This window comes from Rhizobium sp. RSm-3, assembly GCF_001854685.1.
Taxonomy (GTDB): domain Bacteria; phylum Pseudomonadota; class Alphaproteobacteria; order Rhizobiales; family Rhizobiaceae; genus Rhizobium; species Rhizobium ecuadorense.
Window position 1 is genome coordinate 25140 of record NZ_MAWZ01000021.1, and the last position, 26998, is coordinate 52137.

Genomic DNA, 26998 nt, shown 5'->3' on the forward strand with positions numbered 1-26998 from the left:
AGCATCATGCCTTGTTGCCTCGTCACGAAACCGGTTTGCGCCCTTAAAGGGCGCTTGCCGTTTTCTTGGAAAAATCTTGCTTCAGTCGGTTCAGCTCGACCAGCATTCTCTCGTGTGCTCTTACGATAGACTCATCAGTGCTGAGCTGGCCGGGCTTCTCCGCCACCTCCTGCAACGTCTTGACCGTCGATCCGAAGACGTAATTTCCGGTCAGCTGCCGGATCCGGCGGTGGCGGAACGTTATGTTCTTCAACAGGGTGGTATTTTTCCGTACCAGCGACGCTCCGACCTCGACGAGGTTCGACGGGCCGATCGGATCGAAATCGATCTCCAGATCGAGTGCACTCGCCCAATCATACCACTTGGCGCGATTGCCCGGCGCGATCGGCCGGATCGCCCGCCATGGAACGCGCAACGCATCCGATATGATGCAGCCATGCATTGCCTCGGAGACGACCTTATGCGAGGCGCTGATTTCGGTCAGAACCTTTTCCACCGACCAGCGGGGATCGATATAGTGGATGCCGGCGAGATCACAGACCTTGTCCCAACTGCCGTACATGGCGCTTTCGTAGTGCGGCATGAAGGAGACGGGATAACGCTTCTCGATGCTTTTGGCATCCCAGCAGCTGCGCGTCAGGATGCCCGAATCGCCGATGGCGTAGCTCGGATCGATGCCGAGGATTTCGGCAGTCTTCTTTCCGCGCACGAAATAGAAGGTCCAGTTGCCGTCGACTTTCGGCGGGTTGGTATAGCCGCCATAACCTGAGCCGAAGACGATCTTCTGCATGTTCGGATCGAAATTGTCGTAGAGAATCGAACCGATGCCGAGAAAGAGCTGACCTTCGTCATCGTCGAAGAAGCCGGGCAGCAGACGCTCCCAGAGCCAATGGTTGAGTTCGTCGCCAAAATTCTCGTGTTTCCCGCGGTAGGCAAACATCTTCATCGTGCTTCTCCAGTCGGCAAGTGCGTGACGATCTGCGAGACCGTTTCGTCTTCGCGTGCCATGCGTCCGTAACGTGAAATGATCTTGATGTCGCTGCGGATGATCTTTGCCGGATTGCCCGCCACGAGCGAGCGCGGCGGCACGCTCCTGGTCACCACCGAGCCGGAGCCGATGACGCATTCGTCGCCGATTTCGACGCCGGGCAGAATGATGCTGCGGGCGCCGATGAAGCAGCGTTTGCCGATTCTCGTGTGAAGGTAGAGCCCGCGCGTGAGATCATGGGTCAGGATCGCCGCCTCAAAGGCGACATAGGTTTCCGCGCCGATATGAAGGCCCTTCGGATTGGTCTTGTCGAACCGGACGCTTAGGGAAAAGCTCGCCGTCGGATCGATGTCCATTCCCCAGAATTTCGTATAATAAAGCCATTTGGCCGTCACGATTCCGTTCCGCAGCGGCCGAAATACGTTCAGTCCCCACTTCGGCTTCTTTCCTGTCTGCACCATCAAGTCCGACCCCGGCTGGAAAATTCGTCTAGCACGGAACTGTAATAGTCCTCGAGCATCCCCGTCTGACGACGTAAGTCGAAGCGCTCGGCCACCAGAAGCGGTGCCCGCGCGCTGAAGGCTGTCCACAGGGCTTGGTCGTTGAGCAGTCTTCCGACTGATTCGGCCATTCCCGCGACATCCCGCTCCTCCACGAGATAACCAGTTTTCCCCTCTTCGATCGCTTCGCCAACGCCTCCCGAGCGAAATGCGACGACCGGAGTCCCGACGGCTTCGGCCTCCAGATTGGCGAGGCCGAACGCTTCGGCGTGACCATTGTCGAGGGTCACGCTGCCATGGAGATAAAGCTCCGCACTGGCGAGCAGATCCCTTATCTCAGTCTGCGACAGATTTTCATGGATCGTGACGCTTGGCAAGGAACGACGCGCCAGCGCCTCGATTTCCTGTTTCAGCGGTCCCTGACCCACCATGACGAATTCGACCGGCGTGCCGGCCGCCGCCACGCGCGAAAGCGCGTCGATCATGAAGCGGTGGCCCTTATAGTCGACGAAACGGGCAATGGAAACCACCAGGCCTCTTTTTCGGGGGCGCGGCTCCATTTTGAAGAGATCGAGATCGATGCCGATATGGTGGCGATAGACGCGGTCGGCGCGAAAGCCGAGCGCCAGCAGCCGGTCGCGGATGAAATCGGAAACGGCGATATTCCAGCTGTTCCAGCCGGCCATCTCGCTGCGGCCCTTGGCGAAGAAGCGCACCTGATTGAAGCCGCCCGGCTTTTTCGGATCGCCGCCATAGGTGGCGTCGAAGCCGTGGAATGTCGTGACCAGCGGCTTGCCGGCGGCGCGTGCCAAGGGCCCGATGACATAACCGTTCTTGCCGAAATGGGCGTGAACGAGATCGGCATTGCCGATCGCGGGGAAGAGAAAGGGAAGGCCGATCTGGGGGATTTTCAGAAGCAGTTCACCGGCCCGCGCCACGGGAGACCGACGGATGTCATGAACCGGAACAGTGGATTTTTTGGTATGGGCGGAAGAAATTCGCGAGCCGGCAAGAATTTCAGCTTCGAAGGAACGAAATGCCACCGCCTGGTTGAGAACAAATGCCTGGCTGGCAGGCAGAAATTTTTCCACGTAAATAACGGCTTTTCTCATGAATCTGTCGATGTCTCCGTTGTCTTGCGCATCACATCGCCTCTATTGCCCGTCGGACGCCATCAACCGCACTTCTCGGCGCATTGTTTTCGTCGTAAAGATTAACGCGTTTCGTACACGCCGCGTCGGGGCCGGCGGCCTTCTCGTCGGGCTCGCCGTATTTCTCCGACATGCCCCATACCGTCACGCCTTTCAAGTCGCCACGCTCGGCTGCCACGGTGATGACGTCACTGAAAATATCGGCATACGACGTCGGCGTGAAGCTTTTGTCGCGGTTCAGGAAGTGGCAGGAGGCGTCGAGTTCGGTGATGAAAACGCCGATACCCATGTCCTTCAGCGCCGCGCAGAAGCGCCCCATTCCTTCCGGGTCGATGCGGTCGAGGCCGGGGCGGAAATGCGCCTGCAGTCCCACCGCGTTGATCGGCGTTTTCTTGGCGACGAGGTCCTCGACGATTTTCAGGATGCGCGCGCGCTTCTGTTCGAACACGTCGGATTTTTTCTCCAGATGCGTTTCGTTGAGCACCAACGTCGCGCCGGGATTGGCCTGATGTGCCATATCGAAGCTCATACGGATATAGTCGTCGCCAAGAAGGCGTCGGAAAACACAATCCCGCAGAACCGGCGCATCATATTCCAACGGCTCGTTCACCACATCCCAAGCGTCGATCGCGTTCTTATAACGAGTGACAACCTGTTTTATATGACGGTTCATCGCCGCCTGAATCGTCTTGGCATCGGCGATGTCAGACACCCATTCCGGGACGCGATACCAGATCAGTGTATGGCCATAAACCCTCATGTTGTTTTTGCGTGCAAATGCAACCATAAGGTCGGCATTTTTGAAGCTGAAAACACCGGGTCTTTTTTCCGTCGCATTCCATTTCAGCTCGTTTCGCGGCGTTATCGAATTGACGTTGTCGATATAGATCCCGGAAGCGATCGGATCGTCGATGTTCTGCGGGTCGATTGCCGATCCGAATCGCAACGCCTTGCTGTCGGCAAGGGCGCGCAACCCTTTCGCCGGAGGCACCTGAGCCAGGACGTGGCCCGCATTGGCATACAACAGAGCAAGCGGAATCGAGGCGAGGAAACGTCTTCTATTCATCTTATCTCTCACTGTTGGCTTTTTTCATGTCAGCGGTGGAATTTAACGGGCCGGCCTGGCCGGCAACGATCCATCGCGGGGTTTGCGTTCAATTCAGTAGAGTAATGCAATCTCAAGTATACTTTCGCACCAGGGGATATTGTCAGTATCTGCTAGACTTTCCAGCTTGCTCCAAGATATAAGCCGTTCTGGAGGGCGCTCGCGATGGAAGATTGGTTTAGCTATCTGATGAGCTGTTTTCATATGGCATTTCAAAATGCCGTTTTTTTTATGGCGACTGTCCAAAAGGATCTATCCCTTCTCGACGTTAGGCAGTTCACAGCCCTTGTCCTCGGCATCGGCGGCGTCATTGTCATCCTGTTTGCAGCGCTGATCAGAACATCCTTGCGGTTGCGTCGCTCGGCATTCGCCATTCGCTCTCTGAACGATGATCTTGCCCAGGTCACGCAGGACCTCAATGTCGAGCGTGTCTGGCGCCTGGCGGGCGGAGACGGCACCGAACGGCCGAGTGCGGAGAGCTTGAAAGAACTTTACAGGATCCTGGCCAGACATCACGACGATGTAAGCTACATGGTGTGATCAGCTTATTGGAGCCGCTGCACACTTCCGAGCGACATGCATCAATGCGGATGTTCCGCATTTTCTGCCGGTGCCTCGGCATCGGCAGGCGTCGACACCGGTGCCGGTTCCGTGCCGGCCTCGGCCGTGGGGTCCGGTGATGGAAGCCATGTTCTGTCGGAAAAATAACGTCTTGTTCTTTTCTGCGGTCCCGAGGTCGCATCCAGCGACAGCGTGAAATTATAGCGCCCGGGATTGAGCACCTCTCGGGCGAAGTTGATGCTGGCTCCGAAGCCGTCTTCCTTGATGTCCCTCAGATCCTTGATTGCGTTCAGCGTCTCGTGAAAATCGAGCCATTGCGGTTGCCGCAATATGGTTTCGAAGATTCGCAGAATGCCTGGATCGAGCTGGCCGTTTTGATCCGTCTCGGGATTGATGATTTTCACTCGCATATTGTTGATCGCGCCGGCGGCGTCGCCGCGAACGATGACGAAGATGGAGTTCGGAAGCTGATCCTTCTCCCGCTTGCCGCCATGTTCGAAAAAGCATTCGAACGTATCGGCGTTAAAGCTCGCCGCCGCCCAATCGCTGGTTTCGATGCCGGCATCGCGCAGCGCCGCACACATGGCAGGCCCGGATATTCGCCATGTGCGCAGAAAAGTCGACGCAGTCTGTGCCGACGGCGGTTCGATGATATGCAAGGGAAGCTTGAAGGTGGCTGGCGGCGTCGGGCGGGGAAGGGCTTTGGGGGGAGGCGGCCTGACGTCAGGGGCAGAGAGATCGAAGCCAAAATAATGGCTCACCGTCTTCAAGTGTTTCATATCGTTGGAAAGAAGCACCGTCCCCATCACCAGCGAGAGGGAGATCGTCAGCAGCAACCAGAAGACCACGGGAATCTTCGGTTTTCCCAATGGCTGTTTCGCATTTGCGGACGACGAATTATCGGGCAAGCTTGTCTTCTCCGGTGCGAGAAGGGTTTCGATCGGGCTGTCTAAATCCAGCACTATACATTTATCCGTTAAATATCTTTGGCTTCGTGTCGGCAATTGGGCGCCTTTGTGCCGCACCGGATGGGCGCGGCAGCGTCGGCAAAGGCGCAGCGCCATTCGATCGGGAACCGCTCATGCAGCTGCGCAATATCGCAGCGACGGATCGCGGACGATGTCATTATTCGCTCTGTGAACAGTCCCGGCTGGTTTCATAATTTCGAGATATTGCTCTGTTTGTTATTGTGAGTTCGGTGACTTCATCGGACTGTTCCAGGTATTTACTGATGATCCATCCGATCGTTATTTTCCATTCGCCATTTTCTATGTATTGTCGCGCTCTGGTTTTGTTTTTAATTATAAAACCTCAGATTATATATCTTGTTATCCTTGCTGTTCGGCGGGTTTCATCAAATTTTCGACGTATTCTTGGATAGGGTCTGCCGTGCAATCGCCGGGGGAGGGGACATGTCCGTCGAGCTAGACGCAACCACCTATGTTCACGTCAAACCGACAACCGCGCATTCCTACATCCTGCCCGCCGTGCTCGACGTGCTGGAGAGCCATTTCGGCGGTTCTGCAAAAAACGACGTCTTTGATTTGGGATGTGGTACCGGCGGAGCGGCCGCTGCTCTTGCGCAGAAGGGTTATCATGTCGTTGGTGTCGATCCCTCCAGCGATGGTATTGCCAAGGCCAATATCAATTATCCCGAACTGCCGCTGCAAGTCGGCTCGGCCTATGACGATCTTTCCCGGGAATACGGCAGGTTCAATGCCGTCATAAGCCTGGAGGTGGTCGAGCATGTCTACGATCCGAGGGCATTCACCTCGACGCTGTACGATCTTGTCAAGCCGGGTGGCGTCGCCGTGTTGTCGACCCCCTATCACGGTTATCTGAAGAACCTTGCGCTCGCGGTGATGGGGAAAATGGACGATCACTTCATGCCGCTGACGGATCATGGGCATATCAAGTTCTGGTCGAAAAACACTCTGAGCACGCTGCTGCTGGATGCCGGCTTCGACAAGGTCCGTTTTGAATTTGTCGGAAGAATTCCCGTTTTGGCCAAGTCGATGATCGCCGTCGCTCAAAAATCTCTTTAGAGCCCTAAATCTCTTTAGACGGTATCGGGGCGGCCCGCATTTGGAACAGCATTGCTCTGTGGATTTGCGCGCGCGAGTGCGATGCGGGTCCAATCCAAAGGCGGCCTCCGCTGCAATAATCCATAGGTTGTTTTTGCTATGCGCAGCGCGGAAAAAAATCCTTAAGAAATATTTACTTTTAGTTGCATTCTTGCTTAAACTCTCCATTATACGGCTCGGCATGCTGATAAAGTGGGAGACTTGTTCACATGAAGGCGAAATCCCCGAATTCGATCGACGTCTATGTTGGCAACCGCGTCAGGGTCCGGCGAAAGACGCTCGGGATGACCCAGCACGGCCTAGCCGAACTTCTGGGCATCACCTTCCAGCAGATCCAGAAATACGAAAAGGGGACGAACCGCATAGGCGCCAGCCGTCTTCAGCGCATATCCGAGATTCTTCGCGTGCCCATCGGCTTCTTCTTCGAGAACGGTGGTTCCGGACCGATCGAAGGCGAGACGAGCGAGTTGAACAGGTTTTTGTCCTCGAAAGAGGGGCTGGCGCTCAACAAGGCGTTCATCGCCATCGAGGATCCGAATATCAGGCAAAAACTGGTGGCATTGGCCAAAAGTCTGGCAGTTGCGGGGTTGTCCGACATCGACGGTGAGTTGCAGGATCCGGTTATCAACGGCTGAGGACGGAGCGTGCTTCACCTGCAGAGATTCGGCGATCTGCGGTTGATCGAGACGAGCGGCGACCCGGTCCGCTCTCCGATCAAGGGGCTGTTGACGATGGCCCATATCTATGCCTGAGCAGTGAATTCAGCCATTATGGGTTGGCTCAGTTTCTGCGGAGCGACGTCAAAGCTGAGGGCGGTATATTCAATGGCGAAAATTGGCATTGTGGGGATAGCTGGCGGGGCGGAGGCGGTCGCTGCCGCCTGGTCGGCGCCGCTCTGCCTTGCGGCGGCCTCAGCGACAGCCGAGGCGTCATTCTGACGCGCCGGGTCCACTATTCCGACAGGATCATATCGCCGGGGGAAACTCTTTCCCGCGTCGAACCTTTTTTGGCCAGCTTCGGCATCACCAGGGTTGCGCGACATACCGGATTGGACGACATCGGAATCCCTGTCTGGTGCGCCTATGCCCCGAATTCGCGGTCGATCGTGATTGCTCAGGGGAAGGGCCTGACCGATCTGGACGCCAAGGTATCCGCAATCATGGAGGCGCTCGAACGAGCCGTCGCCGGCGAACCCTTCGTCAAGCGCGTCCACGGTTCCTCTGCCCGCCTGCAGGCAAAGGGCTGCCAGGCCGACAGATTGAGCTGCCTGACCGCCGTTCATAAACCCGATCTCGGGCCGGATGACGAGACCGAATGGGTTGCCGGCGTCAATATCCTCAGCGGCGAAGAGATCCACATTCCCTTCGAGGCGGTGGTGCTCGACCGGACGCGTGACACGCGATACTGGATGTCCTCGGATGGCCTGGCTTCGGGAAACAGTGCCGAGGAAGCAATCTTTCATGGCGTGCTGGAGCGTATCGAGCGTGACGCTCATGTGCTGTGGCAGGTGGGCGGAGAGGCCGATCGTTATGCCGGCTGCGTCGATCCCCGCGGCTTTGAGGACGAGGCCCTCAACGGGCTGATCGACAAGATCGAAGCATCGGGATTGGCGCTCAGGCTGTTCGATATCACCAGCGACATCGCAATCCCCTGTTTCACCGCCATGCTGGGGCCTGGGGAGCTAATTCCAGGCTCCAGGCATCCTTATGCTGACAGGGACATTCGCCTCGTCGAGGTGACCGGCGGTACCGGGGCGCATCCGTCCCCCGTCCGCGCGGCCATTCGCGCGGTGACGGAAGCCGTGCAATCCCGGCTGACCTATATCAGCGGCGCCAGGGACGATATTTCTCCTGCAACTTTCTCGAGATCCCTCCCGCCACTGATGCGGCGGGCCTTCGATGCGGTTGCCGCACCGCCTGCCGCCCTCTGCGGTGACGGCGCGGCAGGATATCGGCCACAGGATCTGACGCAGTTGCTGCAGCATGTGCTTGACGCTCTCAGCAACCGAGGGATTAATTCGGTCATCCGGGTTCACCTCAGCGACGACACGCTTCCCTTCAGCGTCGTCAAGGTGGTTATCCCCGAACTCGAAAATCCCGAGGGGGAGCGCGCCCGGCGATTTGGAACAAGGGCTCTGGCCAAGGCGATCGGGTTTTGAAGATCATTTTCGCAGGTCCCAGTCTTCCCGATGCGGCATCGCTTGCCGGCGAGGCAATACGCGTCCTGCCGCCTGCCATGCAGGGCGACGTCCTGGCTCAGGTGGAGCAGGGCGCCAATGTCATCGGCCTGATCGACGGCGGCTTCGAATATGCCGCACCGGTCTGGCACAAGGAAATTCTCCATGCTCTCTCGCTTGGCGTGGCCGTTCTCGGGGCCGCAAGCATGGGCGCCTTGCGGGCCGCGGAATGTCATCCTTTCGGGATGATCGGGCTCGGCCGCATTTTCGAGGACTATCGCAGCGGCCGGCTGGTCGACGATGCCGCCGTCGCACTCATGCATGCGCCGAGCGCGCTGGGCAGCAAGCCGCTGACGATACCGCTCGTCAATGTCAGCGCCACGCTGGATGCGATGGAGGATAGGGGACTGCTGGCAGGTGGGTTGCGCCAGGTGCTCGAAGATGCGGCAAACGCGATCTTCTTCAAGAAGCGGACGTGGCGGGCGATCGTCGAACAATGTGCTGACATAGCCGAGCCGGATCCTCCGCAACTGCTGGCGGCGCTTCTTTCGAATTCCGTCGATCAAAAACGCCTTGATGCCCTGGAATTGCTGAAAGCCCTACAGGACGCCCGCGACATCCGTTCGAACGCCGATCTGCCCTGGAAACTGCACGCAACCGCGTTCCGTACCCGTCCTGCATTGTAAATCGAAGACGGCAATTTTCACCAAGGGTTGTGTCACGCTTTTTTCACGGGCTCGACCCCCTCTGCGCGCGTATCATGCCTTCAATTCGTTGGAGAAATGGTCATGGGCGTGACATCGATTGCCAAGGTAAGTGCAGGGCAAGGGGCAGAAGACGGTCTGAATGAACTCATCGCGCTGGCGCGGATGATCGCCTACGCGCGACAGGTCGCTCAGGATGTCAAATTGCAGTTCGCGACGAATTGCCTCGATCTGGCGCTCGAGGCCGTGAAGCAGGAGGTGGGGGAGGGTTTGACCAGTGAACTGGCTGAATTGGGCTCGCCGGTTCCGCAAGTGAGCGTGAGCCGTCACTAATGCATGTCGCCGGGAAGTGTGCAGCGGTTCCTGGATAACGACATGCATCAAAACAAAGGGCCAAAGCGCGTCGCATGAATCAAATCTGATGCGACGCGCTTTAGAGCGGTTCTGCGCGTCCGTGAAAAGTTGAACTGCTCTGATGCATGCCGCCCGGAAGTGTGCAGCGTTCCGGGCGACATGCAAAAACAAGGGACTATAACGCGCGTCGCTGGGCACAATGCGTCGGCTTTATGGACGTGGCACTCGCGGGACCATTCGATCCCATCGCGCGGGAGATAACGGGCTGAAACTGATGCCCGAGCGTTGGTAAATCCATCTTAGTTGCGGCTTGGAGAAGCCCGGCTCGCTGCGGGCCGCGGATGGTCGGCGCGCTATTCAGGGTCTGCTGGAAACGACCCTGAATGGAAACGAAGGGTAACCGATCTCCCCGACGTTGCTTCCGGAAAGGGAAGCGGCGCGATCTCGCGTTCACAGATCGTCTGCGCGATCGGCCGATCGGCGGCCGATCCATGGTCTCAGTGGGTCAAATTGCGCTTCTGGGCCAGCAGTAAAATGTAGTCGTCGGCAATGTCTGCGATGGCCATTGCGACTTCCGCCGGATCGCACCCCTCGACCTTCGTATTTGCAATGAACTGATAAACCGCCTTTTCGATCTGCTTCCGGCAGATCATCACGCGTTCATCATAACCAAATTCCGGAATATGCGATGCTATATCACTCATCAGGTCGGCTCCCTCACTACTTACAGTGACCATGACACAAATTATAAGTTGAGCAAGCAAATGCTTTATGAAGGGTTAATTCCCTGCCGAGGTGCGACCATTTCGACACAGGTGTGGCAAATCGTAAGACGCCTTTGGCGTGTTGAACGGGACGGGCTCGAAAAGGGCGGCTGTTTCGCGTCGAAAGAATCGCCAACGCCGCTGGCGCCCCGGCTTGGCGCCGGTATCTCGGTCGGATATGCCGGAACCCCGTGCCTGAGGGTAAAACGGACGAGCCGGCTGCTGCCGAGTGAAGCGGCGGAACTGCGCCGTGCCTAGGGTCTAACCATCTGATTTAGCAATATATTGCACCATCATACATCTCCGCTGCCGTCATTCGGCGGTCCTAAGCTGCACCGGCATCGCTCCTGTGCGTGGTCATCTCCATGAATGTCGAGTCATCGCTTGTGATCCCTCGTCGGGATGCTCGACAGGTTGCCGGGCGTCTGAAACCCGAGGTGGGGAAGAGGCTTCAACTGATTTTTTGCCCTCTTGGAAAACTTGAACCGAGGTCGGCGGCAATTAAAGGCAGAATAACCTGCGGCTGATAACCGGTGTTGTGAAGAAAATTTTATCAAAAGGTTAAATAATAAGTTTCAGATGGAGGTTGTATTTAAATATCAATTAAAAGATGACATGAATTCTATATGCATATAATCACTGGATGTGCTGTCTTATGGTTATCGCGCGTTATTATTGTCTATCATGCCCAGAGATCAACTGTATGACATCGGCTGTTGGCAAAATTTTAAGGCATTCATAAATATCATCTTTGTACTTGAAATATAGATTCTGATGTTGCTGGGGCGAGCGGCGGGAGGTCCTGTCCGTTGGAAAATGCGAGCTTGTCTCGTGAGGCCGATCTCTGCCCGGGCGATATTACTATTCGAGCAATATTTTCCATGTCGAGACAAAAGACAACGGCAATCGCATTTCCGGCGAACCGCAGGGAAGAAAAGCAGAGGACCCGCCGGGGTGGGTGACGGGTCCTCCAGTAGAAACGCTTGCACAGTGCGTGGATATAATTGCAGGTAAATCGTGTATTGTCACACGTCATTATTGATGATGATGGTTTTTCACCGGTTTCATTGATTTTTACTTATTGTTATTCTGGCGAAATATCGCATTTCCAGTGTTCTAGCGAGATGTTGACCGGTTGGTCGCCTGCATCACGTCTGCTGTGACGAGGTCGCAGCAGAGCATTCGCCAGACCGATCGATCTCCGACAAGCGCCGGAGCAACGCTTTCGTCCTGAAGAGGGACCAACCGCTCATCAAGGGGCAAAATGGATCGATCTCTTCGAATTTCTGGACATTCTTTTCCTTTGGATCCCTTGCCGGCCAGGATTTGGACAGCGCCCTGCGTGCAGCTCGCGTGGTTTTTGAAAGCATAAAATTCGTCAGCACGCCCGAAGCGAGCATCGGGCTATGATGATAGATGTGCTTCAGCGAGGTCGCGGCGCTGGGCCAATCTCTTAGACTGGCAAATTGCGAAAAGGCATAAAGATGCGCCGAGACGCGGGCGCAGCCGATGACAAAAGCCGGCAGGTCCGGATTGCGCGCGATACATTGCTCGTAGACCGCCAGAAGCGATCGAGCCATCCGTGATCGATCGGCAGACATGGCTTCCGAGTGAAGGCGATATCCCACCAGCCCCAACGGCACCGTCTCGATCTTGAAATGCTCGGCCGTCCGGAGTTCGAAGTCGAAATCCTCGCATCCGCCGATCCCCTGCCTGGCATAACGCGGATCGTAGCCGCCGATCTTGTCGATGACGGCGCGGCGAACCATGAAGCCGCTGCCATTGCCGACGAAGCGGAAGACGAGATGGCGCGCTAGAATCGAGTCCCTAGCGTTCACTGATGAACCGGATCTCATGTAATATCCCGCGGGATCGATCAAGCGGTGAAGAGTATACACCGCGCCCCAGGCGTCCGGCAGGGGATGGAGGGCCGAAAGCATGCGCTCGACATAGGTCGGATGCCAGAGATCGTCGGCATCGAGGAAGGCGATATAGCCTGATGTCGATGCCTCAATTCCGATATTGCGGGCGGCAGCGACGCCGCGGTTTACCGTCGACAGGAGCTTGATCCTTGGATCTCCGGCGGTGAAGCGGCGACAGATCGACGCCGTCCCGTCGGTCGAACCGTCGTCGACGATGATGATTTCCAGTGCCTTGTGGCTCTGATCGACAACCGATTGAAGCGTCTGGGCAAGGTAGGGGCTGGCATTATAGGCGGGGATCACGACCGCCACCTCAATCCCTGATATGGTCGAAAGCTCCATCGCCGTCACCCGAGCCTGGAGGTGGATGTGGGCGGGCTAAGATCGATCCGGTTCTTCATCAGCCTGGCGATAGCCAGCCGATGGTTGACGACGATCAGCGTTCTGCCGGCATCTTCCTTCATCATCGCAGCAAACACCCGCATCTCGATATCCTCGTCGAGGGCACTGGTAGCTTCGTCGAGCAGCAGAATCTGCGGCCGGCCGGCGAGAGCGCGCGCCCGTCCGGTGCGCTGCCTTTGGCCGCCCGAAAGCCGGATTGCTTCGTCGCCCAGCCATTCATCGAAGCCAGAGGGCAGATCTTCGATGAACTCCGTGGCGCAAGCCACTTCGGCGGCCCACCGGATATCCTCCTTCTAGATATCGCGCCGAAACCTTATGTTGTCGAGTACCGTGCCCACCATCAGGTCGACGTCCTGACCCGACACGGAGTTGCAGCCAACTGGAGCGGTCGACCGTTGCGAGATCTCTGCCGTCGCCCGTGATCCTGCCTTGGGTCGGCCGGCTGCGGTCGAGGATTGTCTTTTTGGCAGCGCGCGTCGCTTTTGCACTGGCAATCTATCGATCATGAACAGCGGCCGGCTAGAAATATATTTGTCGAATAACCATTACTCCATTTATTGAAAATCTTGGTGTAACTTCTTTGCGACGTGTGGACTTCGGAGTTGAGAGCTTGAAGAAATCGGCAAGAAGTGACGTAACTGTTGCTGTTGTAATCCCGGCCTACAACGCGGAACGAACTCTGGTTGAAACAATCAGCAGCGTTCGCAATCAAACGCATCATGCGCTCGATATCGTCGTGGTGGACGACGGTTCAAAGGACGGTACCCTGGCTATTGCGCAAGAAATCGTTAAAATTGATCCGCGCGTGCGAGTATTGAAGCAAAGAAATTCAGGCGTCGCTGCTGCTCGAAATGCGGGTTGGCGCTCTACTCCTGCCGACCTAGTGGCGTTCCTAGATGCTGATGACCTTTGGTCACCTGATAAAATTGAGCGACAATTGGTGGCATTGGAGACAGGCGGCCCACAAGTCGGGCTAGTCTACACTTGGTATGCGATGATCGACCACAACAATTACGTCATTTACCGGAGCAATGAGATTTCCGCCGAGGGAGATGTGCTCGACGAAGTACTTGCCGAAAACTTCATTGGAAATGGAAGCTCGCCACTCGTACGGCGGAATGTCCTCGACGCGACGGGAGGATTTGACTCCTCACTCCAACAGCGCGAGGCGCAGGGATGTGAGGATTATCTCTTTTACTGTCGGGCCGCTGAACTCTCGCATTTTGTCGTGGTGCCGGATCATCTTGTCGGCTATCGCCAAACCCCCGACAACATGTCAGCCAATTTGACGCGAATGCTTCGGTCCTGGATTCTGGTCGCGGATGAAATGCTAAAGAGACACCCGGAAAAGGGTTTTGCAATCCGGGCCGGCCTACGCCGCTGTGGCCGGTGGCTCGCCCAGAGGGCGGTTGAACAGGGCCAATACCGCGCGCTCATCGGACTTGTGGCTACTATGTCGCGATATGACAAGCCAATTGCCGCCCAGATGCTTGTGGTCGACGCGAGATCAAAGGCAATGAGGAGCCTTAAAAAAAAGGCCCGATCATGGTTGAAGCAGGAACCTTATTTCTCTCCAAATCCCAATCATCGCTTTGCCCTAGGAACAAAGTACGATGCGGGTTGGACGGTGGAACCCCCCATTCTTGTCTCAGCCAAATAGCAGATTTGCGAACTCTGACTGGGTGATCCCGCGAAAAACCTCCTGTCTTTTCAATGCGAGCTTATCGGCATCCGCCCGCACCGTGCCACCGACGCAGCTTAACCCGATCCGGTAACCACATTGTTCGGCTATGTCCCGGATAGCGGGGTCGAAGTCGCCATAAGGATATGCGACAGCCAGCACTTCTCGGCCCAGGCATTTTTCAAGCATAGCTTTGGAGCCAGCAAGCTCTCGTAATAGGCTCTCCGGTGGCAGAGCAGATAAACGTACGTGCCGGACTCCGTGGGCGCCCAGCGTCACGTCGCTGTTCGCGACTGCCGCAAGTTCCTCCCAAGTTAGCAATGGAGCCGGCGATCCATAGGCCGAATCCCATATTGCAGAGCCGCCGACCCTACCGGTTGGCACAAAGAGTGAGGATGGGAAGCCGTATCGATGTAGCAGTGGGAGAGCATGCGTCATGAAATCGCGCGTAGCGTCGTCGAAGGTCAGGACTAATGTCTTTTCTGGCGGTTTGGCACCTTCATCGAAACAAGCAAGCAGCCGGTCCAAAGTCATCCCGCGCCATCCGGCGTCGCGCAGGAAGGCCAGTTGGGTTTCGAAAGCCTCCGGAGATTGGCGGTATCGAGCGAGCTGTTCAGCACCATCGTCCGAAACCTGATGATACATCAAAATCGGGACATCGTTCCAGTCGGCGGACGCTTCCACAACTTGCCCCCCTCTCCAGCGTACTTGGCTGGCGACCTGAATGGGCAAAGGCTGCGCCGTGTTGACTTCCACGCGTGTCGGCTCAAGGACCCCCCGGTGCTCCACCTTCTCGAACCTTTGGATTCTATAGAGCGGACTTTTGGCTTCGACCGAGAGAGTTAAATCCGGATGCTGGTCAAACATCTCGCCTATGCCGACCGCACCGAATTCATGCGGCCACCCGAATCCTGTCTCATGCGGCCTATCAATCAGGAGGTTGGCGTGGGCAGTAACGAACCAACCACCCGTGCGAAGACTGCCCGCAATCTTATCGACTATCTGGCGGAGTTTTGCTCTGTTTTCGAAATAGTACAGAACCTCACTGCAGACGATGAGATCGTAAGGCCCTTCCAGCTTGTCGCTCAAAAGATCCAACTGCCGATAGGCTACCGCGGAATCATGGTCCTGCAGCGAGGCCGCCCGAGCGACTGCCGACGCCGAAATGTCGGTCGCCAGCAGGTTGTCGACGCGGGAGGCCAACATCCGTGTAAAGGTTCCTTCCGCGCAGGCCAGCTCAAGGCCGTTTGAAAAGCGCCGATCGTCCAACAACGAGAGTGTTTGAAGGTATTTCACAGTCTCATAGTTGTTTCGGTAGTCCCAAGGATCGACCTGGGAAAACAGTTCCTCCCAGTACGCCTCCGTATCGTACCTCGGCACCTCATCGCCTACCGGGCCGGTTTTTTTCGACGGCGTCTCCTTTAATATCTGCGCCGAGGCTGCAACTGCCCGCTGACTTTCCTCTTCAACGATTCGATCGAATTCGACGCGCCCGGCATGCGCCATGCCTGATATCGGCGCCTTCTTGTTCGACCAACCCCTGACGGTCTTAGCTCCGGCCCAATATGATACTTTCGCCACGAGCTTCCGCATCCGTTGAGCTACTCCGCTGTAGCTTGGCGCTGCCCTGCTGGCGGAGTCGGCGCCCCCGTCCTCCTGATCAGCAAGATTGACGAAGCCACCTTCTGCCAACGAAACCGCCGTTGGGTGATTGTCGAACTCCAGGCCGAACATCATCCTAAGTCGATTTCGTATGGCATCGGCTTCGATCGCTCCGAAGACAACAAACTCCAGTTGCCCTAGCAGCGTCGGGCCTTGCCAGATGCAACAGCGCAGCCGCTCAATGCCGGGCAAGATAAGGTCGACGATAGGTCGATCCAAATCGATTGGCTGTATCCTCGTTGTTCCGATCGTGGCGGGCACGTCGGTCGGCTGTTGGTCAGCGATCTTTCGTTCCAGTGCACGAACCAACAGGGAACCAAAAGCTTCCTGGGGAGCATGCCGATTAAACCAAGCCTCCAGATCGGGAAGCTTGTCCTGGATCTTCGACCACAGTCCGGGCCAAATCGGCTCGTCCGGGAAAGCGCCGACCACAATCCCGTCTATCATGATTGCACTGAGCGTGTAGACGTCGGCGTCAGGCGGAAGTGGCTCCGCCACCCGGTCAAGCAGTTCGCCAGGATTGTCGCCCTGACCTATTGCAGCGCCGACGAGCCAGGTCGCGAGATACCAGCACGCTGTTCCCAACGCGGCTTGTGTGATTCCCTGAGCGAGCGCCGGCACCGGATAGGCAATGCGCGGATCGGAATGGTGGCCGCGCCGGATCACCTTGAGACCAAAATCGAGATGCTTGATCCTGTTCGACGACAGCGAGCCGGCCGCCACGCTAACGTCAGCCATCAGGCCTTCAACCGGCGCAAATTCGGCGCCCACTCGAGCGAGGCGCTGCCATAGGTCCCAGTCCTCGCACATTGCCATCTCTGGATCGAAGCCGCCGATTTCTGCAAGCCGGGACCGGCGAAGCAAGGCGGCGTGGATCGCGAAGGGGCAATAGCGCGCTGTTTCGGCGAACGGATTGTCCATTTTGACTGCGGGGTGAGACTGCCACCAGGGAGCACCATTTTTCAGACGGCGCCAACCGCAATGCAGAATGTCGGCCTGCGGCAAGGTTCGTGTGTGATTCAGCATGGTTTCGAGATGGAGGGGTGCCAGCGCGTCGTCTGAATCGAGAAAGACGACCCAGTCGCCTTTCGCCTGCGCCAGTCCCGCATTGCGAGCAGCCGAAACGCCGCTCTGCTCCTGCCGCAGCACACGGAAGCGCGTATCCCCAGCCGCGAAACGGTCCGCAATTTCAGCGGTCTGATCGGTTGAACCATCATCAATGATGAAGCATTCCCAGTCGGCATGACTTTGCGCTCTCAGGCTCTGCAAAGTCGAAGAAATCGTTGTTTCCGCTTCATGCGCCGGTGTAATGATGGAAACCATCGGCATATTTGTTGCTTTCTACGATAACGATCACGCTAGTGTACCGTGTCAGTTCGCGAGTATGATGATCTTTACTACTTTGAGGCAAGGTGTATTTAACCGGTGGCAAAAGTGAGCCGAAATGCCTGAACATCTCAAGGATGATGCGCTTGATCGCGCGAAGCGACGGGACCAATACTGGCGTCGTGATCAGTGGAAGCCCTTGATCCATATCTGTCTGCAATGGAACGATTTGCTGTTAGAACTTCTGGCACGCGATCTGAAGATGAGATATCAACGGTCCGCAATTGGCCTCGGCTGGTCCTTGATGCGGCCATTGAGCCAGTTGCTGGTTTTTTCGCTGCTCTTTCGGCACGTCCTGCCCCTAGATATTCCCCATTACACCACTTTCGTCTTTTCCGGCGTGTTGGCCTGGGGTTGGCTCAGCACTGCCGTACCCGCGGCGACGACTTCCATAACCGGCAGCAGCGAACTGGTGCGCCGGCCGGGCTTTCCGACCGGGATACTTCCTGTTGTCGCAGTCATCACGCAGGCAGTGCACCTTCTGCTCGCTCTGCCACTCCTCTTCATCATCTCGTTTGTCGAGACCGGGGGGCCGACTTTGAGCGTCGTCGCACTTCCACTCGTCTTCATTGCGCAGGCGCTGTTCACGATGGGCCTGTCCTATCTTGTTGCGATTGCGCATGTCCACTTCCGGGATACTCAACATTTGGTAGGCGTAGTTTTGATGCTGGGTTTTTACCTGACACCCGTGTTCTACAGCCCACTTAAGGCGAGTGAGCCAATGGCGTTAATACACACCTGGAACCCGATGGCCTGGATTCTCGAGGGCTACCGCGCCATTTTCGTCGAACACGCGTGGCCTCCCGTTGAGATCTATTGGAAGACCGCGCTGATTTCTTTGCCGATGCTCTTTGCTGGCATTTGGCTGGTCGAGCGTGGCAGCGCACGCCTAGTGGACGAACTATGAGACAAGGCGCCATCACCGTCCACGACGTCGGCAAGCGCTACCGTGCGCAAGGGGGTGCACGCTCCACCACCTTGAAGGGTTACCTTTTGTCTGGACGGTCCGTGGTACAGTCGAAAAGCTTTTGGGGTCTGCGCCACATCAGCTTCGCGGTTGCGCCAGGGCAAGCTGTCGGCGTGGTCGGGCTAAACGGGGCCGGGAAGTCCACTTTGCTGCGTCTGATCGGTGGTGTTGGTCGTCCCGATGAAGGGCAGATCAAGGTGATGGGTCGAATTGGCGCCTTGCTCGACATCGGGGCGGGCCTGACCGACGATTTGACGGGGCGCGAGAACATCTTCCTACTGGGTGTTATCGCGGGAATGCGGCGGACCGAGGTTGCCGAGCGGTTTGATGAGATTGTAGCCTTCGCCGAGTTGGAGGCGGCCGTTGAGAATCCGGTTCGCAGCTATAGCACCGGGATGCGCATGCGCCTGGCATTTGCCGTGGCAGTCCATGTGCGCCCGGACATCTTGCTTATCGATGAGGCCCTCGCGGTAGGCGACCAAGCCTTCCAGCAGAAGTGCATTGCAAGAGTGAAGGAGATACTGAACGGCGGCGCCACTATCTTCTTCGTGTCACACGACGTCTCGCAGGTAAGGGAAATCTGCGATCACGTGCTGTTCCTGAGAGGCGGACGCGTCGTGGGCTACGGACCAATCAACGAAATGCTCCCGCTTTATACTTCGGCTGTCGAGGCGAAGGTCGCCAGCGTCCAGCACGAACCGTTCGCCGTTACAAAACTGCCCGCCGAACTTGTGCCGCAGGTCAGCCGGTTCGGCAATGGCGAACTCCAGATCACAGCCGTCGTGTTGCTGAACGAGCAAAGCACGCCGACAAGTACCATCGTTGCGGGCGACCGGCTGTCGATTTCACTGACCTATGTTGGCGCCACCAGAGATCGCAACGCCGTTATCGTCATCGGCATCTACGCGGCGGACGATACGTGCTGCTTCGAGACCGACAGCAAGTTGGCCGAATTCGCCCCTGTCGTAGACACGGATACGGTGCGCATGGAAACAACACTCAATCGTGTCGACCTGGCGCCGGGCGACTATCGCGTTACCGTGGGCCTTTTTTCGGCGGACTGGCAGCTGGTTTACGATTATCATGCCGAAGTCTATCCTCTCGCCGTGACCGGCCCCGGCCCAAGAAAGGGTATGCTGAATCCTCCGACACAGTGGCAGCAGGTGCAGTCGCGCTCCTCCGCGACCTTGCCGGATGACGGCTTATCGGGTCAGTACAGCTCGGATCGGAACTCCTGATGCGCCTTGCGGTTCGAGACATAGACATTCTTGACCTTCCGCCAGATTTTGAACCGACCGATGACTATCAGGGTGCACTTGTGCTGGTCCGGGTCGCCGGTCGTCCGTGCGGCCAAGCTGTGATCGCCTTCGACACCGATGGCGGCAAGACACCAATTAAGGACCGGGTTCTGTCTGCGGCCAGTTCGTCGGTGTTCGAGGCTTGGCTGAGGCATCGGCTGGCCCTCCCTGACCCGTCGCCGACTCCAAGTCAGCTGCCGAAAGCTTGCGTGGTGATCTGCACGCGCGATCGTACCGAAGATCTGGAGCGCTGCCTCATCGGGCTTTTGGCGATGGTCGATAAAGCCGATATTCTAGTCGTCGACAATGCCCCATCGAACGAGGCCACGCGAGATTTAGTCGGGCGCTTCGAGACTGTGAGGTATCTGCGTGAACCGCGTCCCGGTCTTGACGTCGCGCGCAATACTGCCCTTCGCAACGCAGAAGCAGACGTCGTCGCCTTCATCGACGACGACGCGGTTCCCGACCCGCTATGGCTTAGAACCTTGCTTCGCAATTTCGAGGACCCCCTAGTGCTGGCCGTGACCGGCCTTACCATGGCGGCAGAGCTGGAAACGGACTCGCAGATCGCCTTTCAGCATTTTGGCGGTTTTTGCCGTGGTTTCAGGCGTCAGGTCTATGATGCCTATAACCTGGACCCATTCATGGGATGGCACGCGGGTGCCGGTGTCAACATGGCATTGCGCCGAACGATCGTTGACGCGGTCGGGTGGTTCGACGAGGCTCTCGACGCTGGAACGCTAAGTCTGGCTGGTGGCGACACAGACATGTTCCGGCGTGTGCTCGAAGCCGGATATCGGATCATCTACGATCCCGAGGCTCTGAACTGGCACCGCCATCGTCGCTCAAGCAAGGAACTGCAGCAGCAGATGTATGGCTACGAGGTTGCATCGTTCGCCATCCTGACGAAGGCCCTCCTGTTCGAGGGAAACCCGCGTGCGCTGCCTCGCATGTTTCGTTCGTACAGCAGGCTTCTTCGGCGATTGTTTCAACCTCGACGGACGCACCAATTCAGCCTGCCTTACAACGACGCCTTAACGCAGGTCAGAGGTGCTGTGAGCGGCCCGGTCCGTTATCTGAGGGCGCGGGCGCGAGCAGGGGAGGCCGGGCATAAGCGTGGTTGACATCAGCGTTATCATACCAACGCATAATCGTGCTGCTATGCTGAGATCGCTTTTAAGCAAGCTCGACGCTCAGCGCGATGGGACCCCAGCGTTCGAAGTCCTGGTTGTGGCGGACGGGTGTGAGGACGACACGTCGACAATGCTCTCGTCGCTTCGTACCCGCGTTCCGCTTCGTACCCTGACGTTGCCGGGCGTCGGTCCGGCACTCGCCCGCAATGCGGGGGCACAGGTCGCGAGCGGCCGTTTATTGATCTTCCTTGATGACGACATTGAGCCCGGGGAAAACTTCGTTCGGGCGCACGCCGCGGAACATCAGCGCCACCCCGGGGGCGTGGTGATGGGGCCGTACCCGCCACTTCCGCACATTGCCAAGGATCGCTTCCGCCTCACCGCGCGCGCATGGTGGACGAGGCACTTCGAGCGCGTGTCCCGCCCTGGACATCAGTTCGCCTTTACCGATGTGCTGACAGGAAACCTTTCGCTGGATGCAGAACTATTTCACGCAATGGGCGGGCTCGATCCTCAATTCGCTCGTGCACGAGAAGACTTCGAATTTGGTCTGCGTCTGATCAAAAAAGGAGTTCCAATTCGTTTTGCTCCCGAGGCATTGGGTTATCATCTCGAACATCAAACGACGACACTCGCCGGAAAGATGGTGCGCAGGCATCAAGAGGGACGCTCCGATGCCTTGATGGCTCGTAAGCACCCCGACATACAGCGGCTGCTCGCGATCCATCGGTTCGCCGGAAGAAAAGGGCGGAAGAGGCGTCTGCAAAGGACCATCGCTACCCGTGCCGGTTCTGTCCTTGACCCCCTCGTCAAGGCTGGCCCCCGCGTCCTCCAAATATTGGAAAAGGTTGGCCTTCGCAGGCTCTATGACAAGGTGGAGCGACAGTGCAGTGGATATCATTATCTTCGCGGCGCCGCGGAAGTGTTGGGTGAGGATTGGCGGCTTCCGACGGATCCGACAGCTTCCATTGACGAAATCGACGTGCTCGAGATCAATCTGGACCAAGGCCTTGAGGCAGCCGAAGCCATGCTGGCGAAACGCCGCCCCCTCGCTGCTCGCATCATGAATGGGACGGTACATGTCGGCGACATGTGTCACCGGATCGGCACCGAACCATGGGACGCACGGCATTTCCGTCCATGGCTGAACCGCCAGGCAATCCATAGATATCTTCCGTTGGCGCTTGCCGAATGGCAGGGTCAGCCGATCAACGTCCCCCCGCATTTGTCCGACTTGACATTGAATACTCTCAATAACCCCAGTTTCCACGCGCATATGATCGAACAGCACGTCCAGTGGATGCAGGCGAAACTGCGTTCAGCACTCTATGACCATACGAGTAAATCGTAGCGGCGGCCGACGCTGCTGCAACCGACCGCCAGGTTCAGATGCCCTATGGCGCCCATGCCGATGCGCCATTCTCTCAAATCGTACCGTGAGCATACGCCGCGCCATCCCGGACGCGACGCCCGAAAGCCGTGATGATTATTCCGCCGCGCCGAGGTTTATTTTTGCCCGGAACCAGTCGAGCGTCATGGCGACGCCCTGCTCGTAGCTGATCTTGCACGACCATTCCGGCATGACGTAGTTCGCATTGGTCAGGTCGGGCCGCCTGTTGGTGGGGTCCTGCGGTGGTGACGGCTCGAAGACGATCGGCACGCCGCCGACCAGTTTGGACACATATTGGGCGACTTCGAGCACCGAAATCTCGCGATCGTTGCCGACGTTCAGAGGTCCCTTGTAGTCGGTTTCATTGATCCAGAAATAGCGTGCGAAACCATCGACGACGTCGTCGACATAGCCCCAGCTGCGCGATTGCTTGCCGTCGCCGAACACGGTGATTGGCCGGCCCGCCAGCGCCTGGGTGATGAAGTTGGAGACGGCGCGCCCGTCATCGGGCCGTGTGCGCGGACCGTAAATATTGAAGGGACGCACGACCTTGAGGTCGAGCCCCTGGGTGCGCTGCATTTCGAACAGCAGCGATTCCGTGCAGCGCTTGCTCTCGTCGTAGGACGAGCGCGGTCCGGTGCAATCCACCTGGCCTTTGTAGGATTCCGGCTGCGGCGACACCAGAGGATCGCCATAAACTTCGGAGGTCGAGGTGAAGCCGAAGCGACCGCCCTTCTTCAAGAGCTCCAGCAGCCGGAATGCCCCGAGAAGATTGGCGGAAATCGTCCTCTTCGGTTCCTTCATATACCATGGCGGCGATGCCGGGGACGCCAGATGGTAGATTTCATCAAACTTCTCCGACGTCTGCAGCGTCTCGACGTCCGATTTCACGAAGTGGAAACGGGGATCCCTGATGTGGGCGATATTGTCGAAAAGTCCGGTCCAGAGGTTGTCAACAACGACCAGTTTCTGGACGTCGGTTCTAAGTAAAAGCCGGTCACACAAATGCGATCCGATAAATCCAGCCCCGCCAGAAATCAATACGCTTTTCATTGCATTGCGCCTTGTGACGTTTGAGGTGAATGTTTATTAGCATCACCTTTAAGGCGTGGCAATTCATTAGAAGTGTTCTAGAAAATACTCGCCTATTAATCTTAATTATTGATGCCTTTTACTTAAGGTAGTGCCGCCGGCTTCGCCATGGGCGCGCTGCGGGACGGCACGCCCGTCGATCGCTACAGTTTGCGTATCACGAGCGTGCCGGCCAGCGCATCGGGCTAAAGTCCGATCCGATCTTGGCAAGCACCATGCAGAGTTCGGGCGATGCACCCACGTCGGCGAGGCTTGTGTTCGGCTCAGTCGGCCGAAAGCGCCGTCAGGATCTGATAGGCCGCGGCGACGCGATCCTCGTTGGGATAGTTCTTATTGGCCAGGATGACGATGCCGAGCCGCTCCCTGGGAATGAAGGCGACGTAGGCGCCGAAACCGTTGGTCGAGCCGGTCTTGTTGATCCACACATCGTCGCGCGGCTGCATCGGCGGACGCAGTTCCGAAACCGGCATGGTCTTCAGCATCGCCGGCGAATTGCTCTCCAGCACGTCGTTCAAGCTTGGGGGATAGGCATATTGCTCCCAGATGAGATCCTGGGTCATCGCCCCTGCTTTGAAATATCCGCTATGGGTCTCGGTGATGGCCTGCTGCAGTTTTTCGTCGAGCTTGAGCATGCCCATATTGGCGCCGACGAAGCGGATCATGTCGCCTGCGGTGGATTTGACGCCATAGGCTTCGGCCGAAAGCATGGCCGGCGTCATCCGGGCCGGCTCGCCGCTGCGCTTATAACCTTGAGCATAATCGGCCTGCCGCGCTTTCGGCACATCGATATAGGTGCTTTTCAAACCGAGCGCGGCAAACAGCCTACCTTCCATCAAACCGGTAAAATCCCCATGCATGGATTTCGCGACGATATAGCCGAGCATGCCGATGCTGGGATTGGCGTAACTTCTCTGCGTCCCCGCCGCATAGGAGGACTGCCAGGCTTCGAAATAGCCGAGCAGCTGCTTTTCGGTCTTGACCTCGTCGGGAAGCTGCAGCGGAAATCCGCCTGAAGTATGGGTGGCCAGATGCATCAGGGCGACATCGCCGAACGGCTTTCCCGTCATTCCAGGCAGATATTTGCCGACCTTGTCCGACAGCGAAAGCTGTCCGCGTGCTTGCGCATAGGATGCCAGCGTCACGGTGAAGGTCTTGCTGATCGATCCGAGTTCGAACAGCGTGGTCGGTGCCACCGGCTTGCCGGTGTCCTTGGACTCGACGCCATAGGTGAAGATGTGGTCCCGGCCGTCGGCGGTGATGGCGACGGCTATGCCGGGGATGGCGTATTTCTCCATGATCGGCTTGATCGCGGCATCCGTGACCGCCTTCACTGTCGTTTCGTCGGCGGCAAAACCGCTTGTGGAGGCGCTGGCCGAGAGCAAAACGGCCGATAATATTCTTATCCCAACGCTGTTCATAACCATCATCCTCCAAATCGACAGGGCAGCCAAACCAGCGCAAAGCGCATGGGGAGGAGGTTTATCGGCGCTGTTTTGCAATCACAAATGATGATATCTCGCAGCAGCTACAAGAAAATCTAATGCATGTCGCCTGGAAGCGTGCGGCTGTTCCGGCAGAACGACATGCAGCAAAACATAGGCCTTTGATGGTTCGGCAATTCCTCCCCTTGAACGGCCTGCGCGCCTTCGAAGCCTCGGCACGGCATCTGAGCTTCACCCGTGCCGCGATCGAGCTCTGTGTCACCCAGGCGGCGGTCAGCCAGCAGGTCAAAGGCCTGGAGACGCGATTGGGCGTGGCGCTGTTCCAGCGTCTTCCCCGCGGCTTGAAAATCACCGCCGAAGGCGAAGCGCTGCTGCCGACGGTGACGGCCTCCTTCGACCAGATGGCGACGACGCTGGACAGGATCGAAGCCGGGCAGGTGCGGGAGCTGCTGTTTCTCGGCGTGGTCGGGACATTTGCCGTTGGCTGGCTGTTGCCGCGGCTTGCGGATTTCCAGCGCCGGCATGCCTTTATCGATCTCCGCATTTCCACCAACAACAACCGCGTCGATCCGGCCGCCGAAGGGCTGGATTTTGCCATCCGCTTCGGCAGCGGCTCGTGGCACGGCACCGAGGCGCAGCGCCTGTTCGAAGCGCCGCTTTCGCCGCTCTGCATCCCCAAACTGGCGGAGCATCTGCGATCGCCTGAAGATCTTGCCGGGGCCACGCTGCTGCGCAGTTACCGGACGGATGAATGGAGCAGCTGGTTTCAGGCGGCAGGCGTTGCCCCCGCAGCGCAGGTCAATGCCGGCATCGTCTTCGATTCCTCCGTCGGCATGATGGAGGCCGCCCTCCAGGGGCTCGGCGTCGCGCTGGCGCCGCCGTCGATGTTCACACGGCATCTGTCGTCCGGTGCGATCGTCCAGCCTTTTCCCACCGCCATTTCGCTCGGCAGCTACTGGCTGACGCGCCTGCAATCGCGGCCGGTCACGGCGGCGATGCAGGCATTTTCGGATTGGATCGGTGCGCAGGTCTGATGTCCGGAGCGCTCTCAGAGGTCCCGAGCTGCCCCTCATCCGCCTGCCGGCACCTTCTCCCCGCTTGCGGGGCGAAGGGGATGTGCCGCGACCGCTCGGTTGCCACGTAACCTCGCGCAGGGCACGTCCCCTCTCCCCGTCAGAACGGGGAGAGGGTTAGGGTGAGGGGCAGCCATTGGCGCAGGCCGACAGCCAGGATCACTTCTGAATGCAGGTATCCACCGTATCCTTGGTGCATTCATCCAGCCCGGTGAACACCGGATCCTCGACCTTCTTTCCAGCAATCAGGTCCATCATCACGGTTGGCGCCTTGTAGCCCATTTCGAACGGCCGCTGGCCGACGAGCGCGGTGACCAGGCCCTCCTTGGCGATCGCCACTTCGTCGCCGATCGTGTCGGCGGCGCCGATGACGAATTCGTTCTTGGCGATCTTGTCGGCCATCGGCTTGAACAGGTCGCGATAGGGCTGCGGGGCGCCGAACAGCGGCCAGCCGCCCATGATGCCGAAGGCATCGAGGTCGGTATTGGCGGCGAGGATGTCGGTCATCGCCTGAACGCCCTTGGCGCCGTCGTCATTGGTGAACACCGGGCAGCCGGCCACTTCAGTCCAGCCGCCTTCACCCTTCAGTGCCGCAAGGCCCTTCTGGCCGCTCAGCGTATCGCGCATGCCCTGGGCGCGGCGCAGGATGTTGTCGGCGCCGGGATTGCCTTCGATGGTGCAGATCTTGCCGCCCTTCGGCTTGGCCTTCTTGATATATTCGCCGATCTTGGCGCCCATCAGATAGTTGTCGGTGCCGAGATAGGTCTTGCGTAGCGCCGCATCATCTGCCGCGAGATCGGCATCGAGCGTCATCACCGGAACGCTCGGATTGGCGGTCTTGAGCGTCTGGGCGATCAGCTTGGCGTTCGACGGCGAGATGGCGATGGCGGCGGTATCGGCTTTACCCAGCATATCCTGGACGATCTGCGCCTCGCCGGCTTCATCGGAGGTCGATGCCGGGCCGGTGTAGAAGCATTCATATTCGGCGGATGCGTTTTCCTTGTTCCACTTCTGGCAACCCTGGTTGATCGCCTCGAAGAACGGGTTGTCGAGGCCTTTGACGACGATGACCAGCTGCTTCTTGGCGGCGAGCGCCTGTCCGGCCGTCAACGCCAGGACTGCAGCTGTAAGCAATAATGCCTTCCTCATAGCTTCCTCCCATT

General features: G+C 57.8%; 23 protein-coding genes and 1 pseudogene. 12 read left to right on the forward strand and 12 right to left on the reverse strand.

The window, feature by feature from the left end:
• Positions 1-43 precede the first annotated feature (43 nt).
• The 4 genes from pssM to BBJ66_RS18425 are packed head-to-tail and all read right to left on the reverse strand — an operon-like array spanning position 44 to position 3705.
• Positions 44-946, reverse strand: coding sequence for an exopolysaccharide glucosyl ketal-pyruvate-transferase (gene pssM, locus BBJ66_RS18410; RefSeq protein WP_071088805.1), 903 nt, complete (start codon positions 944-946; stop codon positions 44-46).
• Positions 943-1449, reverse strand: coding sequence for an acyltransferase (locus tag BBJ66_RS18415; RefSeq protein ID WP_049733759.1), 507 nt, complete (start codon positions 1447-1449; stop codon positions 943-945). Before BBJ66_RS18415 ends, pssM begins: the two co-directional genes overlap by 4 nt.
• Positions 1449-2600: a glycosyltransferase gene (locus BBJ66_RS18420; RefSeq protein ID WP_071088807.1), complete on the reverse strand. Its 1152-nt coding sequence runs from the start codon at positions 2598-2600 to the stop codon at positions 1449-1451. Before BBJ66_RS18420 ends, BBJ66_RS18415 begins: the two co-directional genes overlap by 1 nt.
• A 31-nt stretch (positions 2601-2631) precedes the next feature.
• A complete protein-coding gene (locus BBJ66_RS18425; RefSeq protein ID WP_071088809.1) occupies positions 2632-3705 on the reverse strand; it encodes an endo-1,4-beta-xylanase in 1074 nt (357 codons plus the stop codon).
• A 204-nt stretch (positions 3706-3909) separates the two neighbouring features.
• On the opposite strand from BBJ66_RS18425, the gene BBJ66_RS18430 reads away from it, so the two are divergent.
• The gene (locus BBJ66_RS18430; RefSeq protein ID WP_049733762.1) at positions 3910-4284 is read left to right on the forward strand and encodes a hypothetical protein; all 375 of its coding nucleotides are present in this window, start codon (positions 3910-3912) and stop codon (positions 4282-4284) included.
• Between the two features lie 41 nt (positions 4285-4325).
• Here the strand turns inward: BBJ66_RS18430 and BBJ66_RS18435 are convergent, their stop codons facing one another.
• Positions 4326-5213 carry a DUF6030 family protein gene (locus BBJ66_RS18435; RefSeq protein ID WP_049733807.1) on the reverse strand — a complete coding sequence of 296 codons (888 nt, stop codon included), beginning with the start codon at positions 5211-5213 and terminating at the stop codon, positions 4326-4328.
• A gap of 504 nt (positions 5214-5717) precedes the next feature.
• Between BBJ66_RS18435 and BBJ66_RS18440 the strand changes: the two genes are divergently transcribed.
• From BBJ66_RS18440 to BBJ66_RS18460, 5 genes are all read left to right on the forward strand, one after another.
• Positions 5718-6350 (forward strand): class I SAM-dependent methyltransferase, encoded by a 633-nt coding sequence (locus tag BBJ66_RS18440; RefSeq protein WP_071088811.1) that lies wholly within the window; start codon positions 5718-5720, stop codon positions 6348-6350.
• A 248-nt stretch (positions 6351-6598) separates the two neighbouring features.
• Positions 6599-7024, forward strand: coding sequence for a helix-turn-helix domain-containing protein (locus tag BBJ66_RS18445; protein ID WP_049733764.1), 426 nt, complete (start codon positions 6599-6601; stop codon positions 7022-7024).
• Positions 7025-7356: 332 nt separating this feature from the next.
• Positions 7357-8547 (forward strand): YcaO-like family protein, encoded by a 1191-nt coding sequence (locus BBJ66_RS18450; protein WP_071088855.1) that lies wholly within the window; start codon positions 7357-7359, stop codon positions 8545-8547.
• Positions 8544-9251, forward strand: a complete 708-nt coding sequence (locus BBJ66_RS18455; RefSeq protein WP_049733765.1) for a TfuA-like protein — start codon at positions 8544-8546, stop codon at positions 9249-9251. The genes BBJ66_RS18450 and BBJ66_RS18455 overlap by 4 nt, the downstream gene beginning before the upstream one ends.
• 102 nt (positions 9252-9353) lie before the next feature.
• Positions 9354-9602, forward strand: a complete 249-nt coding sequence (locus BBJ66_RS18460; protein WP_049733766.1) for a hypothetical protein — start codon at positions 9354-9356, stop codon at positions 9600-9602.
• 518 nt (positions 9603-10120) lie between these two features.
• Here the strand turns inward: BBJ66_RS18460 and BBJ66_RS18465 are convergent.
• The 3 genes and pseudogenes from BBJ66_RS18465 to BBJ66_RS33285 all read right to left on the reverse strand — a co-directional run.
• Complete coding sequence (locus BBJ66_RS18465) at positions 10121-10327, reverse strand: hypothetical protein (RefSeq protein WP_012558648.1); 207 nt, start codon at positions 10325-10327, stop codon at positions 10121-10123.
• A gap of 1208 nt (positions 10328-11535) precedes the next feature.
• Positions 11536-12660, reverse strand: a complete 1125-nt coding sequence (locus tag BBJ66_RS18470) for a glycosyltransferase family 2 protein (RefSeq protein ID WP_071088813.1) — start codon at positions 12658-12660, stop codon at positions 11536-11538.
• Positions 12657-13167 (reverse strand): annotated as a pseudogene (locus BBJ66_RS33285) (ATP-binding cassette domain-containing protein); the annotation flags it as partial. The pseudogene BBJ66_RS33285 and the gene BBJ66_RS18470, both read right to left, overlap by 4 nt.
• A 154-nt stretch (positions 13168-13321) precedes the next feature.
• Between BBJ66_RS33285 and BBJ66_RS18480 the strand changes: the two are divergent.
• Positions 13322-14371, forward strand: coding sequence for a glycosyltransferase family 2 protein (locus BBJ66_RS18480; RefSeq protein ID WP_071088856.1), 1050 nt, complete (start codon positions 13322-13324; stop codon positions 14369-14371).
• Here BBJ66_RS18480 and BBJ66_RS18485 read toward each other — a convergent pair.
• Complete coding sequence (locus tag BBJ66_RS18485) at positions 14360-17383, reverse strand: trifunctional glycosyltransferase/class I SAM-dependent methyltransferase/polysaccharide deacetylase (protein ID WP_071088816.1); 3024 nt, start codon at positions 17381-17383, stop codon at positions 14360-14362. The two genes, BBJ66_RS18480 and BBJ66_RS18485, sit on opposite strands and share 12 nt — an antisense overlap.
• Positions 17384-17498: 115 nt before the next feature.
• Between BBJ66_RS18485 and BBJ66_RS18490 the strand changes: the two genes are divergently transcribed.
• From BBJ66_RS18490 to BBJ66_RS18505, 4 genes are read left to right on the forward strand one after another with little or no spacing between them, the layout of a single operon-like run.
• A complete protein-coding gene (locus tag BBJ66_RS18490) occupies positions 17499-18347 on the forward strand; it encodes an ABC transporter permease (RefSeq protein ID WP_071088818.1) in 849 nt (282 codons plus the stop codon).
• Positions 18344-19645 (forward strand): ABC transporter ATP-binding protein, encoded by a 1302-nt coding sequence (locus BBJ66_RS18495; RefSeq protein WP_071088820.1) that lies wholly within the window; start codon positions 18344-18346, stop codon positions 19643-19645. The genes BBJ66_RS18490 and BBJ66_RS18495 overlap by 4 nt, the downstream gene beginning before the upstream one ends.
• Positions 19645-20829, forward strand: a complete 1185-nt coding sequence (locus BBJ66_RS18500) for a glycosyltransferase family 2 protein (RefSeq protein ID WP_071088822.1) — start codon at positions 19645-19647, stop codon at positions 20827-20829. Before BBJ66_RS18495 ends, BBJ66_RS18500 begins: the two co-directional genes overlap by 1 nt.
• Positions 20822-22189, forward strand: coding sequence for a glycosyltransferase family 2 protein (locus BBJ66_RS18505; RefSeq protein ID WP_071088824.1), 1368 nt, complete (start codon positions 20822-20824; stop codon positions 22187-22189). Before BBJ66_RS18500 ends, BBJ66_RS18505 begins: the two co-directional genes overlap by 8 nt.
• Positions 22190-22324: 135 nt before the next feature.
• On the opposite strand, the gene BBJ66_RS18510 is transcribed toward BBJ66_RS18505, so the two are convergent.
• Together BBJ66_RS18510 and ampC are read right to left on the reverse strand one after the other, a co-directional pair.
• Complete coding sequence (locus tag BBJ66_RS18510; protein WP_071088828.1) at positions 22325-23281, reverse strand: NAD-dependent epimerase/dehydratase family protein; 957 nt, start codon at positions 23279-23281, stop codon at positions 22325-22327.
• Positions 23282-23583: 302 nt separating this feature from the next.
• Complete coding sequence (gene ampC / locus BBJ66_RS18515) at positions 23584-24738, reverse strand: class C beta-lactamase (RefSeq protein WP_083335584.1); 1155 nt, start codon at positions 24736-24738, stop codon at positions 23584-23586.
• Positions 24739-24926: 188 nt separating this feature from the next.
• Here ampC and BBJ66_RS18520 point away from each other — a divergent pair, with 188 nt between their 5' ends.
• Positions 24927-25796 (forward strand): LysR family transcriptional regulator, encoded by an 870-nt coding sequence (locus tag BBJ66_RS18520; protein WP_071088832.1) that lies wholly within the window; start codon positions 24927-24929, stop codon positions 25794-25796.
• A 198-nt stretch (positions 25797-25994) separates the two neighbouring features.
• On the opposite strand, the gene BBJ66_RS18525 is transcribed toward BBJ66_RS18520, so the two are convergent.
• On the reverse strand, positions 25995-26984 hold the full coding sequence (locus BBJ66_RS18525; protein ID WP_049733775.1) for a substrate-binding domain-containing protein: 990 nt from the start codon (positions 26982-26984) through the stop codon (positions 25995-25997).
• Positions 26985-26998 lie beyond the last annotated feature (14 nt).

What these genes read in the sequence shown, in the direction of transcription:
- pssM (WP_071088805.1), bottom strand. Translation starts at nt 946, where the DNA reads ATGAAGATGTTTGCCTACCGCGGGAAACACGAGAATTTTGGCGACGAA.
- BBJ66_RS18415 (WP_049733759.1), bottom strand. Translation starts at nt 1,449, where the DNA reads ATGGTGCAGACAGGAAAGAAGCCGAAGTGGGGACTGAACGTATTTCGG.
- BBJ66_RS18420 (WP_071088807.1), bottom strand. Translation starts at nt 2,600, where the DNA reads ATGAGAAAAGCCGTTATTTACGTGGAAAAATTTCTGCCTGCCAGCCAG.
- BBJ66_RS18425 (WP_071088809.1), bottom strand. Translation starts at nt 3,705, where the DNA reads ATGAATAGAAGACGTTTCCTCGCCTCGATTCCGCTTGCTCTGTTGTAT.
- BBJ66_RS18430 (WP_049733762.1), top strand. Translation starts at nt 3,910, where the DNA reads ATGGAAGATTGGTTTAGCTATCTGATGAGCTGTTTTCATATGGCATTT.
- BBJ66_RS18440 (WP_071088811.1), top strand. Translation starts at nt 5,718, where the DNA reads ATGTCCGTCGAGCTAGACGCAACCACCTATGTTCACGTCAAACCGACA.
- BBJ66_RS18445 (WP_049733764.1), top strand. Translation starts at nt 6,599, where the DNA reads ATGAAGGCGAAATCCCCGAATTCGATCGACGTCTATGTTGGCAACCGC.
- BBJ66_RS18460 (WP_049733766.1), top strand. Translation starts at nt 9,354, where the DNA reads ATGGGCGTGACATCGATTGCCAAGGTAAGTGCAGGGCAAGGGGCAGAA.
- BBJ66_RS18465 (WP_012558648.1), bottom strand. Translation starts at nt 10,327, where the DNA reads ATGAGTGATATAGCATCGCATATTCCGGAATTTGGTTATGATGAACGC.
- BBJ66_RS18485 (WP_071088816.1), bottom strand. Translation starts at nt 17,383, where the DNA reads ATGCCGATGGTTTCCATCATTACACCGGCGCATGAAGCGGAAACAACG.
- BBJ66_RS18490 (WP_071088818.1), top strand. Translation starts at nt 17,499, where the DNA reads ATGCCTGAACATCTCAAGGATGATGCGCTTGATCGCGCGAAGCGACGG.
- BBJ66_RS18495 (WP_071088820.1), top strand. Translation starts at nt 18,344, where the DNA reads ATGAGACAAGGCGCCATCACCGTCCACGACGTCGGCAAGCGCTACCGT.
- BBJ66_RS18500 (WP_071088822.1), top strand. Translation starts at nt 19,645, where the DNA reads ATGCGCCTTGCGGTTCGAGACATAGACATTCTTGACCTTCCGCCAGAT.
- BBJ66_RS18510 (WP_071088828.1), bottom strand. Translation starts at nt 23,281, where the DNA reads ATGAAAAGCGTATTGATTTCTGGCGGGGCTGGATTTATCGGATCGCAT.
- ampC (WP_083335584.1), bottom strand. Translation starts at nt 24,738, where the DNA reads ATGAACAGCGTTGGGATAAGAATATTATCGGCCGTTTTGCTCTCGGCC.
- BBJ66_RS18520 (WP_071088832.1), top strand. Translation starts at nt 24,927, where the DNA reads ATGGTTCGGCAATTCCTCCCCTTGAACGGCCTGCGCGCCTTCGAAGCC.
- BBJ66_RS18525 (WP_049733775.1), bottom strand. Translation starts at nt 26,984, where the DNA reads ATGAGGAAGGCATTATTGCTTACAGCTGCAGTCCTGGCGTTGACGGCC.